Origin of the sequence: Acinetobacter sp. FDAARGOS_724, from assembly GCF_013364475.1 — a bacterium.
Taxonomy (GTDB): domain Bacteria; phylum Pseudomonadota; class Gammaproteobacteria; order Pseudomonadales; family Moraxellaceae; genus Acinetobacter; species Acinetobacter variabilis.
In genome coordinates this window covers 1,710,477-1,728,795 of sequence record NZ_CP054908.1, presented here as the reverse complement: position 1 = coordinate 1,728,795, position 18,319 = coordinate 1,710,477, and the positions used below count along the sequence as shown (strand labels likewise).

At 43.4% G+C, this 18,319-nt stretch carries 19 protein-coding genes; 11 read left to right on the top strand and 8 right to left on the bottom strand.

Annotation, left to right across the window (positions count from 1 at the left end; translation table 11 throughout):
* The first annotated feature begins 31 nt into the window (after positions 1–31).
* A complete protein-coding gene (gene lon, locus FOC32_RS09445) occupies positions 32–2,458 on the top strand; it encodes an endopeptidase La (RefSeq protein ID WP_005234742.1) in 2,427 nt (808 codons plus the stop codon).
* 65 nt (positions 2,459–2,523) lie between these two features.
* Here lon and FOC32_RS09440 read toward each other — a convergent pair whose 3' ends face one another.
* On the bottom strand, positions 2,524–3,483 hold the full coding sequence (locus FOC32_RS09440; RefSeq protein ID WP_175967175.1) for a M28 family peptidase: 960 nt from the start codon (positions 3,481–3,483) through the stop codon (positions 2,524–2,526).
* 155 nt (positions 3,484–3,638) lie between these two features.
* Here FOC32_RS09440 and rlmH point away from each other — a divergent pair, with 155 nt between their 5' ends.
* The 3 genes from rlmH (at position 3,639) to FOC32_RS09425 (ending at position 5,926) form a co-directional block, all read left to right on the top strand.
* Complete coding sequence (gene rlmH / locus FOC32_RS09435; RefSeq protein ID WP_175967173.1) at positions 3,639–4,121, top strand: 23S rRNA (pseudouridine(1915)-N(3))-methyltransferase RlmH; 483 nt, start codon at positions 3,639–3,641, stop codon at positions 4,119–4,121.
* Positions 4,122–4,227: 106 nt separating this feature from the next.
* Positions 4,228–5,004, top strand: coding sequence for a DODA-type extradiol aromatic ring-opening family dioxygenase (locus tag FOC32_RS09430; RefSeq protein ID WP_005234731.1), 777 nt, complete (start codon positions 4,228–4,230; stop codon positions 5,002–5,004).
* Positions 5,005–5,143: 139 nt separating this feature from the next.
* A complete protein-coding gene (locus tag FOC32_RS09425) occupies positions 5,144–5,926 on the top strand; it encodes an META and DUF4377 domain-containing protein (RefSeq protein WP_175967171.1) in 783 nt (260 codons plus the stop codon).
* 71 nt (positions 5,927–5,997) lie between these two features.
* Here the strand turns inward: FOC32_RS09425 and gdhA are convergent, their stop codons facing one another.
* Positions 5,998–7,341, bottom strand: a complete 1,344-nt coding sequence (gene gdhA, locus FOC32_RS09420) for an NADP-specific glutamate dehydrogenase (protein WP_175967170.1) — start codon at positions 7,339–7,341, stop codon at positions 5,998–6,000.
* Between the two features lie 347 nt (positions 7,342–7,688).
* Here gdhA and FOC32_RS09415 point away from each other — a divergent pair, with 347 nt between their 5' ends.
* Both FOC32_RS09415 and nth read left to right on the top strand, forming a co-directional pair.
* Positions 7,689–8,480 carry an RnfABCDGE type electron transport complex subunit B gene (locus FOC32_RS09415; RefSeq protein ID WP_034170488.1) on the top strand — a complete coding sequence of 264 codons (792 nt, stop codon included), beginning with the start codon at positions 7,689–7,691 and terminating at the stop codon, positions 8,478–8,480.
* A gap of 3 nt (positions 8,481–8,483) precedes the next feature.
* A complete protein-coding gene (gene nth / locus FOC32_RS09410) occupies positions 8,484–9,197 on the top strand; it encodes an endonuclease III (protein WP_175967168.1) in 714 nt (237 codons plus the stop codon).
* 35 nt (positions 9,198–9,232) lie between these two features.
* Here nth and FOC32_RS09405 read toward each other — a convergent pair whose 3' ends face one another.
* The 4 genes from FOC32_RS09405 to FOC32_RS09390 form a co-directional block, all read right to left on the bottom strand.
* Complete coding sequence (locus FOC32_RS09405; RefSeq protein ID WP_005234710.1) at positions 9,233–9,442, bottom strand: hypothetical protein; 210 nt, start codon at positions 9,440–9,442, stop codon at positions 9,233–9,235.
* An 82-nt stretch (positions 9,443–9,524) separates the two neighbouring features.
* Complete coding sequence (adk, locus tag FOC32_RS09400; RefSeq protein ID WP_004782907.1) at positions 9,525–10,184, bottom strand: adenylate kinase; 660 nt, start codon at positions 10,182–10,184, stop codon at positions 9,525–9,527.
* Between the two features lie 82 nt (positions 10,185–10,266).
* Positions 10,267–11,583 carry a membrane protein gene (locus tag FOC32_RS09395; protein WP_034170491.1) on the bottom strand — a complete coding sequence of 439 codons (1,317 nt, stop codon included), beginning with the start codon at positions 11,581–11,583 and terminating at the stop codon, positions 10,267–10,269.
* Between the two features lie 65 nt (positions 11,584–11,648).
* On the bottom strand, positions 11,649–12,167 hold the full coding sequence (locus tag FOC32_RS09390) for a hypothetical protein (protein WP_175967166.1): 519 nt from the start codon (positions 12,165–12,167) through the stop codon (positions 11,649–11,651).
* A 234-nt stretch (positions 12,168–12,401) separates the two neighbouring features.
* On the opposite strand from FOC32_RS09390, the gene mrdA reads away from it, so the two are divergent.
* Together mrdA and rsmD are read left to right on the top strand one after the other, a co-directional pair.
* Positions 12,402–14,444: a penicillin-binding protein 2 gene (gene mrdA, locus FOC32_RS09385; protein ID WP_175967164.1), complete on the top strand. Its 2,043-nt coding sequence runs from the start codon at positions 12,402–12,404 to the stop codon at positions 14,442–14,444.
* Between the two features lie 3 nt (positions 14,445–14,447).
* On the top strand, positions 14,448–15,005 hold the full coding sequence (gene rsmD / locus FOC32_RS09380; RefSeq protein WP_104426417.1) for a 16S rRNA (guanine(966)-N(2))-methyltransferase RsmD: 558 nt from the start codon (positions 14,448–14,450) through the stop codon (positions 15,003–15,005).
* Positions 15,006–15,084: 79 nt separating this feature from the next.
* On the opposite strand, the gene FOC32_RS09375 is transcribed toward rsmD, so the two are convergent.
* The gene (locus FOC32_RS09375; RefSeq protein ID WP_175967163.1) at positions 15,085–15,291 is read right to left on the bottom strand and encodes a hypothetical protein; all 207 of its coding nucleotides are present in this window, start codon (positions 15,289–15,291) and stop codon (positions 15,085–15,087) included.
* Between the two features lie 244 nt (positions 15,292–15,535).
* Between FOC32_RS09375 and FOC32_RS09370 the strand changes: the two genes are divergently transcribed.
* From FOC32_RS09370 to FOC32_RS09360, 3 genes are all read left to right on the top strand, one after another.
* Positions 15,536–16,288 (top strand): sulfite exporter TauE/SafE family protein, encoded by a 753-nt coding sequence (locus FOC32_RS09370; protein WP_175968191.1) that lies wholly within the window; start codon positions 15,536–15,538, stop codon positions 16,286–16,288.
* A gap of 84 nt (positions 16,289–16,372) precedes the next feature.
* Positions 16,373–17,134 (top strand): 3-oxoacyl-ACP reductase, encoded by a 762-nt coding sequence (locus FOC32_RS09365; protein WP_175967161.1) that lies wholly within the window; start codon positions 16,373–16,375, stop codon positions 17,132–17,134.
* Positions 17,135–17,265: 131 nt separating this feature from the next.
* Positions 17,266–17,589 carry a hypothetical protein gene (locus FOC32_RS09360; protein ID WP_005234692.1) on the top strand — a complete coding sequence of 108 codons (324 nt, stop codon included), beginning with the start codon at positions 17,266–17,268 and terminating at the stop codon, positions 17,587–17,589.
* A gap of 64 nt (positions 17,590–17,653) precedes the next feature.
* Here the strand turns inward: FOC32_RS09360 and FOC32_RS09355 are convergent, their stop codons facing one another.
* The gene (locus FOC32_RS09355) at positions 17,654–18,232 is read right to left on the bottom strand and encodes a 1-acyl-sn-glycerol-3-phosphate acyltransferase (protein WP_175967139.1); all 579 of its coding nucleotides are present in this window, start codon (positions 18,230–18,232) and stop codon (positions 17,654–17,656) included.
* Positions 18,233–18,319 lie beyond the last annotated feature (87 nt).

Here is an 18,319-nt window from a genome sequence, read left to right as displayed (position 1 = left end):
GCAACACCGTTGTCACTCATTAGGAGTGCCCATGTCTGAAATTATTATGAATCAAGAAACCTTAGAGCCTCAGGTTCCAAGTGTATTACCACTTTTGGCGCTACGTGATGTGGTGGTGTACCCACACATGCAAATTGCGCTATTTGTCGGTCGTGAAAAATCGATCAATGCAGTTGATGTGGCTCGTAACAGTGACAATCTAGTATTTGTAGTTGCGCAAAAAGATTCGCTTACAGAAGAAATTGATCACGACAACCTATATCAATACGGTACTGTCGCGAAGATTGTGCAAGTTGTGAATCACGAAAATGATGAAAACTGTATTAAAGTCCTGATTGAAGGACTGTATCGTGCCAAGCTCAAAACTATCATTGATGAAAATGAATATTTGACTGCTGAGCATGAACTTAGCCCAATGACTGTATCAGTCGATGAAACAACTCAAGCTACGCGCTTACAGGAGCTGCGTGCCCTGTTCGCTCAGTATGCTGAAGCAAAACTTCGTAATGCTCGTGAGCTGATTGCAGCGGCGAATAAAATCGAAGACTTGCTGCAACTGTTATTCTTCGTAGCGACCCGTGTTCCTCTGAATATCGAAGTGAAACAGAAATTCCTCGAATACGACGAGTTCGATGCACATTTAACTGAGTTAATGACTTATTTATTGCAACAGTCTGAAGAACAGCAGATTGAACAGACTTTGCATGACTCGGTTAAACGTCAAATGGAAAAAAACCAGCGCGAATACTTCCTGAATGAAAAAATGAAAGTCATTCAGCGCGAGCTTTCCGATATGAATGGCGGTGCAGAAGATGACGTTGCGGAAATCGAAAAACGTCTGGCTGAAGCTGATCTGCCTGAGCATGTGCGTAAGAAAGCGGAATCTGAGTTCCGTAAACTCAAAGCAATGCAACCAGCCTCTAGCGAAGCTGCGGTAGTTCGTAACTATCTGGAAGTGATTCTAGATACGCCATGGAACAAAGCCAGCAAAGTTAGCATTAACCTGAACAAAGCTCAGGAAATCCTGGATGCCGATCACTATGGTCTGGACGATGTCAAAGACCGTATTGTGGAATATCTGGCGGTTCAGTCTCGCGTGAAAAAATTACGCGGTCCAATCCTGTGTCTAGTCGGTCCTCCAGGTGTAGGTAAAACTTCCTTGGGTGAATCGATTGCCAAAGCGACTGGCCGTGAGTTTGTCCGTATGGCCCTCGGTGGTGTACGTGACGAAGCAGAAATTCGTGGTCACCGTCGTACCTACATTGGTGCGATGCCAGGTAAGATCGTGCAGTCATTGACCAAAGTTGGCGTGAAAAACCCGCTGTTCCTGCTCGATGAGATCGACAAGATGGCTCAAGACTACCGTGGTGATCCAGCTTCTGCGATGCTTGAAGTACTTGATCCATCACAGAACAACAAGTTCAACGATCACTATCTTGATCTTGACCTTGACCTGTCAGAAGTGATGTTCATCTGTACTGCCAATAGCATGAATATTCCAGAGGCCCTGCTGGACCGTATGGAAGTGATCCGTCTGCCTGGTTATACCGAAGAAGAGAAAGTTAACATTGCTGACCGTTACCTTGTTCCTAAAGCAATCAAGAACAATGGTTTACGTACTAAAGAGTTGACTGTGCATGAAGAAGCGATTCGTGACATCGTGCGTCGTTATACGCGTGAAGCCGGTGTTCGTAACCTTGAACGTGAAGTATCTAAAATTGCACGTAAGGTAGTGAAAGAAGCGGTTAGCAAGAAAGCTAAGAATCTTCAGGTTGAAGTGAATGCGGGTAATCTTCCAGATTACTTGGGTCCACATAAATTTGACTACGGTATGGCGGAAGAAGAAGCTCAAATCGGCCGCGTAAACGGCTTGGCTTGGACTTCAGTGGGTGGCGAGTTACTGACTATTGAAGTTGCAGCAGTACCTGGCAAAGGGAAATTCATTACTACCGGTTCACTTGGTGATGTAATGAAAGAATCAATTACCGCTGCCATGACTGTCGTTCGTACCCGTGCGGCTGAATTAGGTATTGAAGCTTCCCGCTTTGAAGAAACTGATGTGCACGTGCATTTACCAGAAGGTGCGACTCCGAAAGATGGCCCATCTGCAGGTTTGGCCCTGACGACTGCTCTAGTATCTGCATTCACCGGTATTGCGATTCGCCCAGATATTGCGATGACAGGTGAAACCAGCTTGAGTGGCCGTGCAATGCGTATCGGTGGTCTGAAAGAGAAGCTGCTTGCTGCGCACCGTGGTGGCATTAAACTGGTATTCATTCCACAGGAAAACGTTCGCGACCTTGCGGAAATTCCTGAGAATGTAAAAGAAGGCCTAGAAATCAAAGCTGTGAAATCGATTGATGAGATTTTACCTCTGGCTTTGATCGATATGCCGAAAGCACTGGTCAAACCACCAATTGTGAAAGCGAGCGAAGAAGCTAAAGCTGCACGTCATTAAGACCTAAAGGCTTTGAAAAACACCCTGCTCTGGCAGGGTGTTTTTGTATCCAAACGAAGATAATTTTAAAGACGAATCACCATATCGACCAAACCATTCACGACCTGAGCCATCTTGGTCAGATCCAGTTTATCTAAGGTATCTTGCTCGGTATTGTAGTAAGGATTACGATAATGCGCTGTGTCTGTAATCAACATAGTTGAATAGTTAAACTTGGCATAATTCAAATAGCCAGAAAAATTCATGTCCTGAGCAAATGCCGGACTAATAAAACGCTGACAGTCCAGACGCTTGAAACGTTGCATGGACGTGCAGTAATCTCCTGTCAAACCGGCTGATGCCAAATGTCCAATCGCAGCAATGAAGTTACCATGCCGTGGATAGATCCATTTCAAACCTGTCGGATAGGTCTGCACCAGATTTTCATCATAATAGCCAATAGAATCCAGAATAATGACACCTTTCACTTTCTTTTTCTGGGCCTTTAATGCTTTGGCATGTAGATAGCTTCCCATATGTTCAGTCTTGAAATAGGGTGGCTCCTCTAGTGTATAAAAAGCGAACTCAATATTATGTTTGAGTTTTGACTTTTGTAAGGCCAGTAGTCGAGCTGTTTCCAGTACCCCTGCTACACCAGAAGCATTGTTATCTGCTCCATACAAGTCACTAAAGACATCATAATGCGCGCCAATAACCAGTTTGGTTTTGGCTTTGGCATTCAGTTGACACACCACATTTCTATAGCTTAGGCTATTTACAATATAGTTTTGAAATTGGCATGGAATACCCAGCAGACGCATCTGTTCTTTGAGCCATGCGGATACTCGATTCAATTCACTGGTATTTTTAAAATTCCGGTATTCATCAACACTAATAATCTGTTTGATAAACAGTCCCAGATGTTCTGGCTGAGCCTGTTTGGAGGAAAAATTTGCAGGCGCAGCAAAGCTCATGCCTGAACTGGTTAAACCGAGAATAATTAGTAGAAAAGTACAATATCTTTTAATAATGAGACTGGTCCGCATTTCTTATTATCCATTCCTTTATTATCAAGCGGATACTTGAATCATGGATATTAAAGCAACATTAAATTCATGATTTCAATTTCAATTTGTTTCCCTAGTTCAACTTCGTGTTGTTTGATCGTTATAATGAAGTATCTAATTATTGATCCAGTTCTATGAAAATCCGTATCTTGACCATTGGTCAGAAAATGCCGGCTTGGGTGCTAACAGGCTTTGAAGACTATTTCAAACGTATTCAGCCTTTTGTACAGACTCAGGTGATTGAATTGCCGATGGCGAAACGGGGAAAAAACGATTCTGAAGCCGATATTCTGAAATACCGGAATGTTGAAGGTGACAGTATTTTAAATGCCTTAAAACAGAATGAAGTCCTGATTGCACTAGAAGTCGGTGGCCGTGAGTTTAGTACAGAAAAATTGGCTGAAACTATGAAAGGCTGGATGTTGGAAGGTCATGATATTGCCTTGGCGATTGGTGGGCCAGATGGCCATTCTGAAGCAGTCCGAAAAGCAGCAGCCTGGCATTGGTCGCTGTCTAAACTCACCTTGCCACATCCGCTAGTCCGTGTAATGCTGATTGAACAACTGTATCGTGCCATGAGCATTAACCATAATCATCCTTATCACCGTGCAGGCTGATTTGTTGATGCGTTCTGATTATGCAACGTTTTGTTGAACAATCACCCCTGCCTTTACTTCCCTTTTTATTGCATGATTAAAACATTGAATTAATGTGGTTTGACTTATGAACTTACAGACTTTGCCCGGCTTATTTATTTCTCATGGTTCTCCCATGCTCGCGCTCAATCCTGAGCAGGTTGGCCCGGCATTGCACCGTTTAAGCCTGAATCTGCCACGTCCAACTGCCATTATTGTTATGTCGGCACATTGGGAAAGTGAAGCTCTGGAAGTCAATACAGGTATTCGTCCTGAAACCTGGCATGACTTCCGTGGCTTTCCACCTGAATTGTATGAGTTACGCTACCCAGCTCCCGGCAATCCAGAGCTTGCTGAGCAAGTCTTGGGCTTATTGGCCAATGCCGGTCTCTCTGCACATGCCAACAGCACCCGTCCGCGTGATCATGGCGTCTGGATGCCGCTCTTACATATGTATCCAGAAGCAGATATCCCAGTAGTTGAAATTTCTTTGCCGATGTCGATGAGTGCAGAAGAGATTTACAAGATTGGCCAGACTTTGTCGCCACTTCGTGAGCAGCAGGTTTTCCTGATCGGGTCAGGGAGCATTACCCATAATTTGCGTGAATTGTCCTGGCAGGGAAATAGCGATGAAGTTCCGGAATGGGCATCTACCTTCCGAAACTATGTGGCCAATAAATTAACCCATAGTGATTTTGATGCCGTTCTGGACTGGCAGTCTATTCCTCAGCTAAAACGTAATCACCCAACACTGGAACACTTTGCTCCACTGTTCTTTGCTATGGGTACCGGCAACCGTTTCAGCATCGTACACAGCAGTTTTACGATGGGCGCTTTGGGGATGGATATCTACCGTTTTGACTAACCGATAGCTCCGCTTATTTAAAATCTGACTTTTTAATTTGGATACATTTTGTTAGCAAAAGCTACGATTTGTATCCATATTTTTTGCTAATCTCTTGATTATAATCACGTTGAAACTTTAGCACATAGAATATAAACAAATGAAATTCAGTATTTTTGCGCTTGCCCTACTCCCTTTGGCTTTAACTGCATGTCAATCTTCTCATCTTCCTGTCACTTCAGGAGATCCGGCTATTTCTACTCTATCTACTACATTAAAAACGCCTACACAAATTTTGCCTGCTTATACTTGGGAACTTGATCGTGGGCTGCAACGCCCGATTGTTCTGAGCTTTGATCAGCAAGGCAGACTGAGTGTCGCTTCTGGCTGTAATGGCCTTGGCACGAGCTGGACTGTTAAAGATAATACCCTGAGTACGGGTGACATGATGGGCACCATGATGGCATGTGATGCACCATTAATGGAACAGGAACGTTTTATCAGCCAGCTTCTGCAAAAGCGTGATATTCCGTTTAGTCTGGATCTAAGTGGTGCCAATCAGCCGAAACTGAGTATTACTGCAGCTGATAGTCAAAAATATGTCTTTACCGGAAAAATGACACCGGAAACCAAATACCAAGGTCAGGCAGAAACCATTTTCCTAGAAGTTTCACCGCAGACTAAAGCCTGTACGGGTGTAGCTCAACAAACCTGCTTGCAAGTAAAAGAAATCAAATATGATGAAAAAGGCTTAAAGACTCAGGTCGATAAAGACTGGGCTTTATTCTATGATCAAATTGAAGGTTTTCAGCATACACCGAATGAGCTTCAGATTATTCGGGTCAAACGTTATGAAATTAAAAATCCGGCAGCTGACCAGTCTAAATATGCCTATGTATTCGACATGACCGTACAGCGTGAAGCAGTCAAAGGCACTCTATAACGATAAAATCGCAATATAAAAAAACCGAGGCATTCACCTCGGTTTTTTTTCAAGCTTAAACTCAGTCAGACTTAGAATACGCCTTGAGAAAGCATTGCATCAGCAACTTTTACGAAGCCAGCGATGTTTGCGCCGTCTACATAGTTCACGGTACCGTCTTCTTTCGTACCGAATTTTACGCAGTTGCGGTGAATTTCTTTCATGATTGCGTGTAAGCGCTCGTCAACTTCTTCGAAAGTCCAGCCTAAACGCAATGCGTTTTGAGACATTTCCAGACCAGAAGTTGCTACACCACCGGCGTTAGATGCTTTACCTGGAGCATAAAGGATTTTCGCTTCAACGAATTTCTCAACTGCTTCAAGTGTAGAAGGCATATTCGCGCCTTCAGCAACACAGATTACGCCGTTTGCAAGAAGAGCTGCTGCATCATTCGCATCAAGTTCGTTTTGAGTCGCACATGGAAGTGCGATATCACATTTGATACCCCAAGGACGTTGACCTTCAAGGTATTCAAAACCGTGTTTAGATGCAAATTCAGAGATACGGCCACGTTTAACGTTTTTCAGTTCCATCACTTCAGCAAGAAGCTCTTCAGTGAAACCGTCTTTAACGTGAACAGTACCCGCAGAGTCAGATAGAGAAACAACTTTAGCACCTAGGAACATTGCTTTTTCAGCTGCGTACTGCGCAACGTTACCAGAACCAGAGATTGTTACCACTTTATCTTTAAAGCTTTCGCCACGAGTTTTCAGCATTTCTTCAGCGAAATACACTGTACCATAACCCGTTGCTTCTGGACGAGCTAGAGAACCACCGAAAGTCAGGCCTTTACCAGTGAATACACATGAAGTGTCATTGCTGAGTTTTTTCATCATACCAGCCATGTAGCCAACTTCACGGCCACCCACACCGATATCACCCGCTGGGATATCTGTATTAGAACCAAGATGACGATAAAGCTCGATGATTAACGCTTGGCAGAAACGCATGATTTCGCCTTCTGATTTGCCTTTAGGGTCAAAATCAGAACCGCCTTTACCACCGCCCATAGGCAATGTAGTCAGGGCATTTTTGAAAGTTTGCTCGAAACCGAGGAATTTCAAAATAGAAAGGTTCACTGACGGGTGGAAACGCATACCACCTTTGAATGGACCAATCGCTGAGTTGTACTGTACGCGGAACGCACGGTTAACCTGTGTTTGACCTTGGTCATCTACCCAAGCAACACGGAACTGGATCGCACGCTCAGGTTCAACTAGACGTTCTAGTAAACCATGTGCTGCGTATTGTGGATTCTTTTCAATGAATGGCCACAAACTGGTCATCACTTCTTCTACAGCTTGAAGAAATTCGGGTTGATGTGCATCACGTGATTTTACGTAATCTAGGAACTCATTAAGTGTGTTGTATTTCAACGCTTAATCCTCAGCAGAAAATGGATCAAAATTGGTCAAATTTACAATCAATGTTAAATTTTGGCGCAAAATATTAAATATCTTTTGTAACTAATCTACAATACTTTTTTGAAAAATAGTTTAAATTTAATTTGATAACAATTATTTATATTGATTATGAATATTTTTTCTGTGTGCTTAAATACCAACTGAATCAATGCTTAATTGTTAATTTATGCCTGATAATAATGCACAAAGTGACCCTTAATCGTGCACAACTTAGTTCCTTAAAAACATGTTAAAATCATTAAATTGACATATTTTGTTTCATTCACTCTAAGGCTCAGCCCGAGCAGCCTAGGTTATTCATGAATTCGCAGATCTCTCTAGTCCAGTCTATTGATGCTTTATTGCCTCAAACCCAGTGCGGTTTATGTGGTCATCGTGATGGCTGCTTGCCCTATGCTCAGTCCATTGTTAAGGGCGAAGATGCCAATAAATGTGTACCGGGTGGACAGCCCGTCGCTGATGCTCTGGCAGCATTGTTAAATCGCTCTAAACTGCCCGCTGAAGAAAGCGTCTGGCCAATTCAGGCGGATGGTCGTCCTCAGCGCATGAAAGCCATCATCCGTGAAGATGAATGCATTGGCTGTACCAAATGCATCAGTGCTTGCCCGGTCGATGCGATCATTGGCTCAGGCAAATTGATGCATACTGTGCTCACTGACTTGTGTACCGGCTGTGAACTCTGCATTCCGCCCTGCCCGGTAGACTGTATTGATCTGGTCGAAGATCTTCAGCCTTTGCCAACTGAAGCTCAGCGTATTGCTGAACAGGATGATTTGCGTAAACGTTACTATGCGCATATTCAACGTGAAGAAAAACGCCGAATTGACCGTAAAGGTCCAGTGGTTCGTGCAGAAATTAATACAGCCCTATTTGCCCAGTTCTCTGCTCAGGTCGATCAGGTTCCTGTCATTGAAATCGTGAAAAAACCAGCAGATGAAGTGGTTACACTTGATGCCAAAACCACGATTGAGCTTGCTAAATTACGCACACAAATCAAAAAGTTAGAAAAACAGCTTTCTGTTCGTGAGGATGCACGCAAACGTCTGCAACTTGAAGAACTGACGCAGCAATTACAGGCTTTACAGGGATAAGACATGACAACAGTAACAGCTAAGCCTGTAAAAAACATGACTAAAAAACAGATTCAGACTTTCTTTGAGCGCCTGCGTGAGCAGCGTCCGAATCCAAAAACTGAATTGAATTATTCAAGTCCATTTGAATTACTGGTTGCAGTGAGCCTTTCTGCCCAGGCTACGGATGTGAGCGTGAATAAAGCCACTGATAAACTGTTTCCGGTCGCCAATACACCGGAAGCAATTTATGCACTTGGTGTAGATGGCCTCAAGGAATATATTAAAACGATTGGCCTGTATAACTCCAAAGCTGTGAACGTCATTAAAGCCTGTGAAATGTTAATCAAGAAGCATAACAGCGTGGTACCGGACAATCGTGCAGATCTAGAAGCTTTACCGGGTGTAGGGCGCAAAACAGCGAATGTTGTGCTGAATACTGCCTTTGGTCAGCCTACCATGGCTGTCGATACGCATATTTTCCGTCTCGGCAACCGAACGGGCTTGGCTGTGGGCAAGAATGTGCTGGAAGTAGAGCATCGACTGGTCAAAGTGATTCCCAAAGAATTCATTGTGGATGCGCATCACTGGCTGATTTTACATGGCCGCTATTGCTGCATCGCACGTAAACCAAAGTGTCATGAATGTGTGGTCACCGATGTCTGTAACTGGCCCGACCGTTTTGAATTTGGTGCAGGTCACGCAATTCCGGTGAAAAATATTGAAGCTGAACTTTAGGTTCAGCTTTTTTAATTTAAGTACTCGAAATTTTTTTATTTTTTATTTCGCTCAGCCTGTTCTTGCTTGCGCTTTTGCTCAAGCTCGGCCTGTAATTTAGGATGCAGCTGACGCTCAGGTACCTTACCGGCATTTTCGGCACGTTCTTCCTGACGTACTTTTTTCAGCATCTTGAAGCTGACATAGAACAGTGCAAACAGTACTGCCAGAAATACAATCATCAATCCCAATACAGCAAATTTCACAGCAGATCCTTTTGAACAACGCAATAAAAAGAGCCCTAATATGACTTAGGGCTCTTTGAAAGTCAAAATGATCGGAAACCGATTATTTTGCTTGATCCAGAATCGCGAAAAGATCTTTTTGAACTTCTTCGATTGGACGTAGACCATTTAACTTGTCATAAGTCGGTGCATTTTCGCCTGAAGCTGCACGGCCTTGGTAGAAGCCAACCAGCTGTTCAGTTTCAGTGTGGTATGAACCTAAACGGCGACGAATAGTTTCTTCCTGGTCATCTGGACGTTGTACCAGATCTTCACCAGTTTCATCATCTTTACCTTCCACTTTTGGTGGGTTGTAAACGATGTGATAAACGCGACCAGACGCCGGGTGTTGACGACGGCCAGATAGACGTTGAACGATTTCTTCATCCGGCACATCAATTTCAATCACATGATCAATTGCAATGCCTTCTTTTTCCAGCGCTTCAGCTTGAGGAATCGTACGTGGGAAACCATCAAAGATGCAGCCATTTGCACAGTCAGGTTGTGCAATACGCTCTTTGACCAGACCAATGATCAATTCATCAGAAACCAAACCGCCATTGTCCATGACGCTTTTAGCTTGTAGACCTAATTCAGTTCCTTCACGAATTGCAGCACGGAGCATATCACCGGTTGAAATTTGTGGGATATTGTAGCGCTTACAGATCAACTGAGCTTGTGTACCTTTACCTGCTCCAGGTGGTCCGAGTAAGATAATGCGCATATATAAACATCCTCATTTTTTAACTATGTATAAGATACCCAGCTTCACACGACCAAAACGTGTGCTGCTCTTTGGCATCTAATTATAAGAAAGCCACAAACAAATGGATTAAACCCGCAACAAAACCGGTAACTCCCCCCAGGACAATCAAGATCCATTCATCTTCCTGAAAGGCAGGACGTAATAGATTCTGAAACTCGTTAGGCGTCAAATCACGTATGCGGTCTCTAAACATTTGGTAGATCTTCTGTGCACGGCTCGCATTAAACGCAGGGTCGCTTACAGGCACCATCGTAATTTCAATCGAGCGATCGATCAAGTCTGTCTTGAGTTTTGCATACTCTTTTGGCCCTAAAGACAGCTGTAAAGAGGTCCGAACCAGCGGTGTTTCCATAATTTCGTTAATATGACGTTTGACAATACGGCGGGTTTTATCTTTTTTACCACCATACATCATTTCTGTCATGATCGATTTTAGCGTAATCAGATCTTCTGTGACCACACTTGCAAATACGTCAGAGACTTCCTCCTGACGTTTCATAAATGCGCCTTGTATGTTATAGGTACCAATTCTTGGAATCACCGGTTTGATCCAAGGGAATCTGTGATCAGCCGTACGCTTAAAGAATTGCGGGTATTTGATATAGTGCGGTTCTACCGGATTAAACACCATCCAGATCGCAATCCAGTTGGTCAGGAAGCCCCAGATAGCCGCCCAGAACGGTACGGTCCAGTGCCATGGCACCACAAACCAGACCACCATCTGGAACAGGCCAAAGAACATCCCGATCAGGGCACTGATATGCCAGATAAAGTTGATTTCTTTCTGCCCGACTTTCAGGAACATGCGCACCATTAAACGGCGATCGCCTTCCATTTGACTGACCACCATGTCGCGCATATCAACCAGTGACTCGACGTTCATGGTCAGTTCAGTCACTAATTCTTTTAATACCTGTGGCAGCTGTTTATGGGCTTGGGCATAAATACGGCGCTTGATTGAATAAGGCAAGTTTTCCCATAGCACCGCATTACGGTCCATCATGACTTCATCAATCAGATGTTCGAGTTCAAAACCGACCTGTTCCCCGATAATACGTGCCATATCATCCGGATCCATTGCCTGCAAGAACTCCTGGATGGAGCCCAATTTAGATAAGGTATTATCCGTGATAATTCCTGAGATTCTTCCAGCTTTACGCGGCACAATACCTTGCCAACCAACAGGAACAGGCCCGACATGAAAACCCCAAAAATTAATTGGATAAAACACCATTTTTAGCGCCATCCACACGTGAGCCCATGTTACGAATGCGGTCACCGGGATAATGCTGAGCACTGCCCAAAAATCTGGGCGATTCAAGAAGGCTTGCCACAATTCATTGACGTACTCAAGCATGCATAAATTCCATATTTAATTTTTTGTTCACAGAATACAGGTATTAATAAAGTTGAATATTTTGTCTATAAACCGATACTTAAAGTATAGGAGAATTGTAGTCTGGGTTCAGTTTCGGCTACAACACGACCATTACTGTCCTGTAGTTTCTCCCCCGCCCCAATACCGATACTAAAACTGCTGATCCGTTCTGAACTAAGCAAAACATACGCCAGATCAATGCCCCCACCTAAACGGCTTTCGTATTTGCCATCAACCTGTTTGCTATCGATATGACCGGCATAAGCCCCTATATAATAACCATTTTTGTCCTTGCCGGTGAGGTGTGCAGGATAACGAAAGCCAACTTGTGCTCCAACTGTACGATCATCGTTGAGAAAAGCACCACCTTTCACATAAGCAATCCCATAAGGATTCACCCATTCAGTGTTTAGATGGATAAGTTTCTGGGTAAAACCGACCCCAACATTAAATTCTTTAGGCTCACGATCCTCAGTTCTGTTTGTCGTATTATTCACTTGATCATGTGCATATCCCCCATTTGCAAAGAATGCAAATGCCAACAAAGGGTAAACTTTGTTCATTCCTTCACCATCTTCCTTAATTATAGTTTTTGGTAGAGTCCTATTTTTATTTAATTTTGACTTTATCAGAATTATTAAAATTCTTGTATACAGCACTTTACAATTTTCATGTCTGCAAAGTCAAAGTTTAAACACAGGAATTGCTACAGCCAGTTTTTCATTATCAAATCCCGTACAGTTGCGCTAGAATACTCCACTTTAATTCCTTTCCCTCTGGTCTTAAGTCGATCGCGTATGAAGCAGCACTTTCCTTTAAAAAATGCACAACAAGAAAAGCGCATCTATAACAGTCGGGTCTGGATCTCTGTCGGTATTGTGGTTTTCTTTATGCTGCTGCTGGTCAGCCGCTATGCCTATTTGCAAATTTTTAATTTTGAAACCTTCTCTACAGCTTCTGACCAGAACCGTATTCGTCTGCAGCCCTTAGCGCCAGCACGCGGTTATATTTATGATCGTAACGGTATTTTACTTGCCGATAATTATCCTGTTTTCACAGCTACCTTAAGCCGCGCCGATGTGCAAGATATTGATGATACGCTGAAACGTCTTACACCGATTCTGGAATTGACTGAAGAAGATATTGAACGTTTTCAGGCACGAGTCAAGACGGCGCGTAAAACTGAGCGGGTATCGATCAAGCTGAATCTGAATGAAAATGATATTGCCCGTTTTAGTGAGGTAAAATATCTATTTCCGGGCGTCAATATTGAAACCCAGATGACTCGTTACTATCCGCATGGTGAACTCTTTGCGCATGTGATTGGTTATGTCGGCCGCATTAATGACAAAGAACTTAAAGAAATTGATAAGGATCTCTATGCCGGGTCTAACCTAATCGGGAAAATTGGGGTAGAAAAATACTATGAAGATCTCTTACATGGTGTGCCAGGGAATGAGTCAGTCGAAGCTGATGCTTTCGGTAATGTCCTGCGTCATTTAGGCCGTAAAGAGCCGGTACGCGGTAATGATCTGTATTTGTCACTAGATTATGGTCTACAAACTATTGCCACAGAGCAACTGGCCGGTCGTCGTGGTGCTATTGTCGCGATTGACCCACGTACAGGTGAAATTCTGGCGCTGGTTTCCAGTCCAAGTTTTAACCCTAATTTATTTGTCACCGGGATTAGTAGCAAAGATTATTCAGGCCTTCGTGACAGTCTGGATCAGCCACTTTATAACCGTGCTGTTCAAGGGGCGTATCCTCCAGGTTCAACGATTAAACCGATGTTTGGTATGGGCGGTCTGCATTATGGACTGGTCGACTGGAGTACAGCGATTTCTGACCCGGGCTACTTTACCTTGCCGGGCGATAGTCACCGCTTCCGTGACCATAAGAAAACTGGTCATGGTGCTGTGAACCTGCATAAGGCGCAAGTGGTGTCCTGCGACACCTATTTCTATGTCATGTCCTACCGCATGGGCATTGAAAAAATGAATAGCTGGATGCGCCAGTTCGGCTTTGGCGAAAAAACCGGTGTAGATTTACCAAGTGAAAGCTCAGGTCTTTACCCAAGTCCTGAATGGAAAATGCGTACCCGTAAATCCAAATGGTCACGTGGTGAAACCATTTCGGTGAGTATTGGCCAAGGCGCATTTACCGCAACACCTTTACAGCTTGCTATGGCAACTGCTATTACAGCGAATCAAGGCTCACATGTTACGCCTCACGTACTGCGTGAAAGTAAGGGTGCCAAACCTTTTACAGTACATAATGCCCCTAATGGTAAAATCGACTTTGACGGTCAACCAGACGACTGGATTAAAATGCGTGATGCCATGATTGATGTGGTTCAGTCAGGTACAGGTCGCGGAATCCGCACACCAATGTATCAAATTGCAGGTAAAACTGGTACGGCACAGGTGAAAAGTATTGCCCAGGGTAAACGCTATAATGAAGCCCTGCTGACTGAACGCCAGCTGGATCATGGTCTGTTTGTTGGTTTTGCTCCTGCTGAAACCCCTGAAATTGCAGTAGTCGTTGTCTGGGAAAATGGTCGACATGGGGGTTCTGCTGCTCAACTGGCTAAACCGTTATTTGACTACTGGTTACTGTCTCGCGATAAAAATCCGATTCATCCTGCAGGCCATCAAATTAGTGGCGGTCTCATGACAGCAGGTATTAAACCGGGTGAATTGCCAAGTGGACCGAATATGTTAAGTGCAGATCCGAATGCGAGCCCAACCCAAGAAGGCAGTCAGGCGACCCATGCACAGTCAAACAATCCGCAACCTGCAACTTCTCGCTCTGCTCCTGCAGCCAATGACGATCAGGAATAATTCATGAAAAATCAACTTAGAATTATTGGTGGTGACTGGAAACGCCGTCAATTGGCTTTTGCCAGTATTGAAGGATTACGTCCTACACCTGACCGTGTGCGTGAAACTTTGTTTAACTGGCTGATGTGGGATGTCCAGAATGCTTGTGTTTTGGATCTGTGTACCGGTTCAGGCGCTTTATCCTTTGAAGCATTATCACGTGGTGCAGCTTCAGTGGTGATGATTGAGCCGGATCGTACTCAGGCACAATTCCTCACCCAAAATCTGGAATTACTCAAAGTCACCAAAGCACGTGCGCAACTTAAAATTGCGACAGCACAACAAGCCTTAACCAGCCTGAAACAGCAGTTTGATCTGGTCTTTCTAGACCCACCTTATAGTCTGGATTTATGGGAAACTCTGGCTACTCAGACTGATCCACTGATTAAAGAAGATGGTTTTATCTATGTAGAAGCCGATCGTGAACTGAGTACATTGAAGCTGCCAAGTTCATGGCATTTAATCAAAAATACCAAAGCCGGCACAGTACGCGCAGGGCTGTATCAGAAAAAAGCAGCTTAAGACTTACTTATATTAAATACTTAAATAAAAAAGGATTCCTTCCTTTAAGGAATCCTTTTTTATAAATAGAAGATAACGGTTAACGATTACGACGCCAGTCCCTATCGCCTCTATCACGTTTCCAGTCACGATGATCTCTATGTTTTTTCCAGTCCTTATCACCACGATCCCGATCATAATGTCCATTACGATCATGATGACCGCGATAACCTTCATCCCAAGGATCAACCACACAGCCTGTTAGCGTTACTGCCAATACGGATGACAGTAATATCATTTTTTTCATGTTCATCACCTCTATACCGCCCTCAGTTAGTATCAAGTGATTTCATGAAGAGTACGCGGAGCCATTGTTGCACTCTTGTATGATTTTGTTCATTTTCCATACTTAATTAAAGGATTTGTCTCGGATTTAATAAAAATCATTTATGCATATTTACACTTAGATTCGCATAAATACAGCTAAGGATCTGCTTGGTTTTTCTGACCATATTTTGAATACTACAAACTTTTCCAATACCCTGATTTTTATGACGACCTGGCTACTCTTTATTCTTGGTGCAATTATCGCAGGATTTGTACAGGGACTTACCGGTTTTGCTTTTGCATTAATTGCCATGTCATTCTGGGTATGGGGATTGAGTCCTCTACTTGCTGCGCCTTTAGTGGTTTTTGCCTCGGTGTGGAGTCACCTCATTTCATTATCTAATGAGCCTAAACTTCCTCATCTGCACCGAGCCTTATATCTACCTTATTTAATTGCAGGTCTGATCGGTGTCCCACTCGGTACCTGGTTACTGAATATCGTTGAAGCGGGCACTTTTCGTATTTTTCTTGGTATATTTCTCGTGATCTGGTGTCCACTAATGCTGCTGAATCCACAGATTAAATTGATTCAACATTCAGGCAAAACTGCGGATGCAGGGATTGGTTTGGTTGGTGGCATTTTAGGAGGTTTAGGGGGATTCTGTGGTTCTGTACCATCTGCCTGGTTAATGCTGAAACAGCTACCGAAAGAACAGCAGCGCTACATATTGCGTCATTTTAATTTTGCCATACAGGTGTTTACCTTAGCCGCCTATTTACTGCAAGGCAGCTTAAATCAGACTCACCTTCCCTATATGGTGGTACTCATTCTAGCTGTAAGTATTCCCGCTATTTTAGGCGCACGTCTGTTTCATCGAATATCAGAATTACGTTTTAAACAGATTGTCTTAGGCTTACTCTTCAGCTCGGGCTGCTTTCTCCTGATTAAGGAAGGTATTGACTCATTTGCGCGATAGAGCAGCTCTAAAACCTTACATCACTTTGCTTTCAGCCCTATTGCTGTTATGTTAGCCCGAATGATTCTCAGGCGGATATAAGCAATGCAAATTCGTGATCAAATTGCCCTTGTCACTGGTGGTGCACGTGGATTGGGTCTAGCCATTACCCAGCTCCTGATACAGGAAGGTGCACGTGTGGTAGTAAATTACCATAGCAGCAAAACCCAAGCTGAAGCTTTACAAAATCAGTATCCTGATCAGGTCTTTGCCTATCAGGCAGATGTAACACAAGCTGACCAGGTAAAAGCTTTATTTGCTGCCAGCAAGGCCCATTTCGGAGAAGCCGTCCATTCCGTTATTAATAATGCGCTGGTGCAGTTTGAGTTTAATGGTGATGAGCGACCTAAAGTTGAAGATCTGACCTGGGAAAGTATGTCCCGTCAGTTTAGTGGAGCAGTTCAGGCCTGTTTAAATACAACACAAGCTGCATTAGAAGATATGAAACAGGCAAATTTTGGTCGTATCGTGAATATTGGGACTAACCTGGTTCAAAACCCTGTCGTTCCTTATCATGATTATACGACTGCGAAAGCGGCGCTATTGGCCTTTACCCGAACTACTGCGCAAGATCTGGGTCAGTATGGGATTAACGTGAACATGCTTTCAGGCGGATTACTGCAAACCACGGATGCAAGTAAAGCAACACCTGACTTTGTCTTTGACCTGATTGCTCAGTCCACTCCTCTACGCCGCGTGATTACACCTGAGGAATTTGCGTCTGCTATTCTGATGTTCCTGTCACCTTATTCACGTGCAGTGACAGGTCAAAACCTGATTGTCGATGGCGGACTGGTTAAAGGTTAAAGATCGCCAAGGAAGAATGAGATTCTAAATTTTATTCTTCTATTTTTTGACCAGTTGTTGAATAAAACTACTTTTGCATAGCGCATTTACTTCTACAATAGTGCGCTCCCCATCAAAGTTCATCTTTTTCTATGAAACTCCTAACGGCATTGCTCAGTAGCATATTACTGGCAGGTTGTATGTCCAATGATCTTAAAAAGTCAGAACAGCTTCTGCAAAACTTCAATTGTGCCAAGATTGATACAGCGCAAATGCCACACAGTAGTATGACGGATTATTATCAACACATGCTGTACAGCAGCAAAACCAAGGTCGAGTCTTATATTGAGCAATATCATCAAGGTGAAGAGCCTTTTGACCTGCCTTTATATGAAGTGGTAGAACAGCAATACAATCTTTATAAAGATGCCTGCCAGAATCTGGGGGGAATTTTATCTGAAGAGAATCAAAATTAAATTCAGTATTTATATATCGTACAGAAAAGCAGAGTCCATCCCTCTGCTTTTATTTTTCCTGAAATTAAAAATAGCGTTGATCAATAGTGAATTTTTCAGGAAATTTAGGTTCAATATCGGCATAGAACGCCATGATCTCAGCCATATCCTGTTCATAATTTCCTGTTGGATAAATGATTTTACCTACGCCCGCTTCTTTTTTTCCATAATCCATATAAGCCAGCGCAATTGGCACCCCCGCATTGATCGCCACATGATAAAAACCGGTTTTCCATTGTTCCTGACGGGCACGTGTGCCTTCCGGTGTAACCAGCATCACTAGTTTAGGATGCTGTTTAAATAGATCTGTCATGACCTGAACCATGCTTGGACGTGGCTCACCCGGTTGTTTGGGACGACGGTCAATACCAATTCCACCCATTGCACGTACAAAAGGCCCAAATGGAAATTTCATATAGCTGTCTTTAATGGTCAGGCGCACATTCACTTTTAATGCCTTTAAGGCCAAACGTGCATATAGTGCATCCCAGTTACTGGTATGTGGCGCTGCAATCATCACACATTGATCAAGGTCTTCGGGCCATTGGTCATCGGTTTTCCAGCCCATTAAATTTAAAGTTTTCTCAGCTAAATTTTCAAACACAGCTACATCACAATCATTGTCAAAATTTCGCCACAGTCTAACAATGCAGCAGAATATAGATAGTGCATACTGATCAATAAATCACCA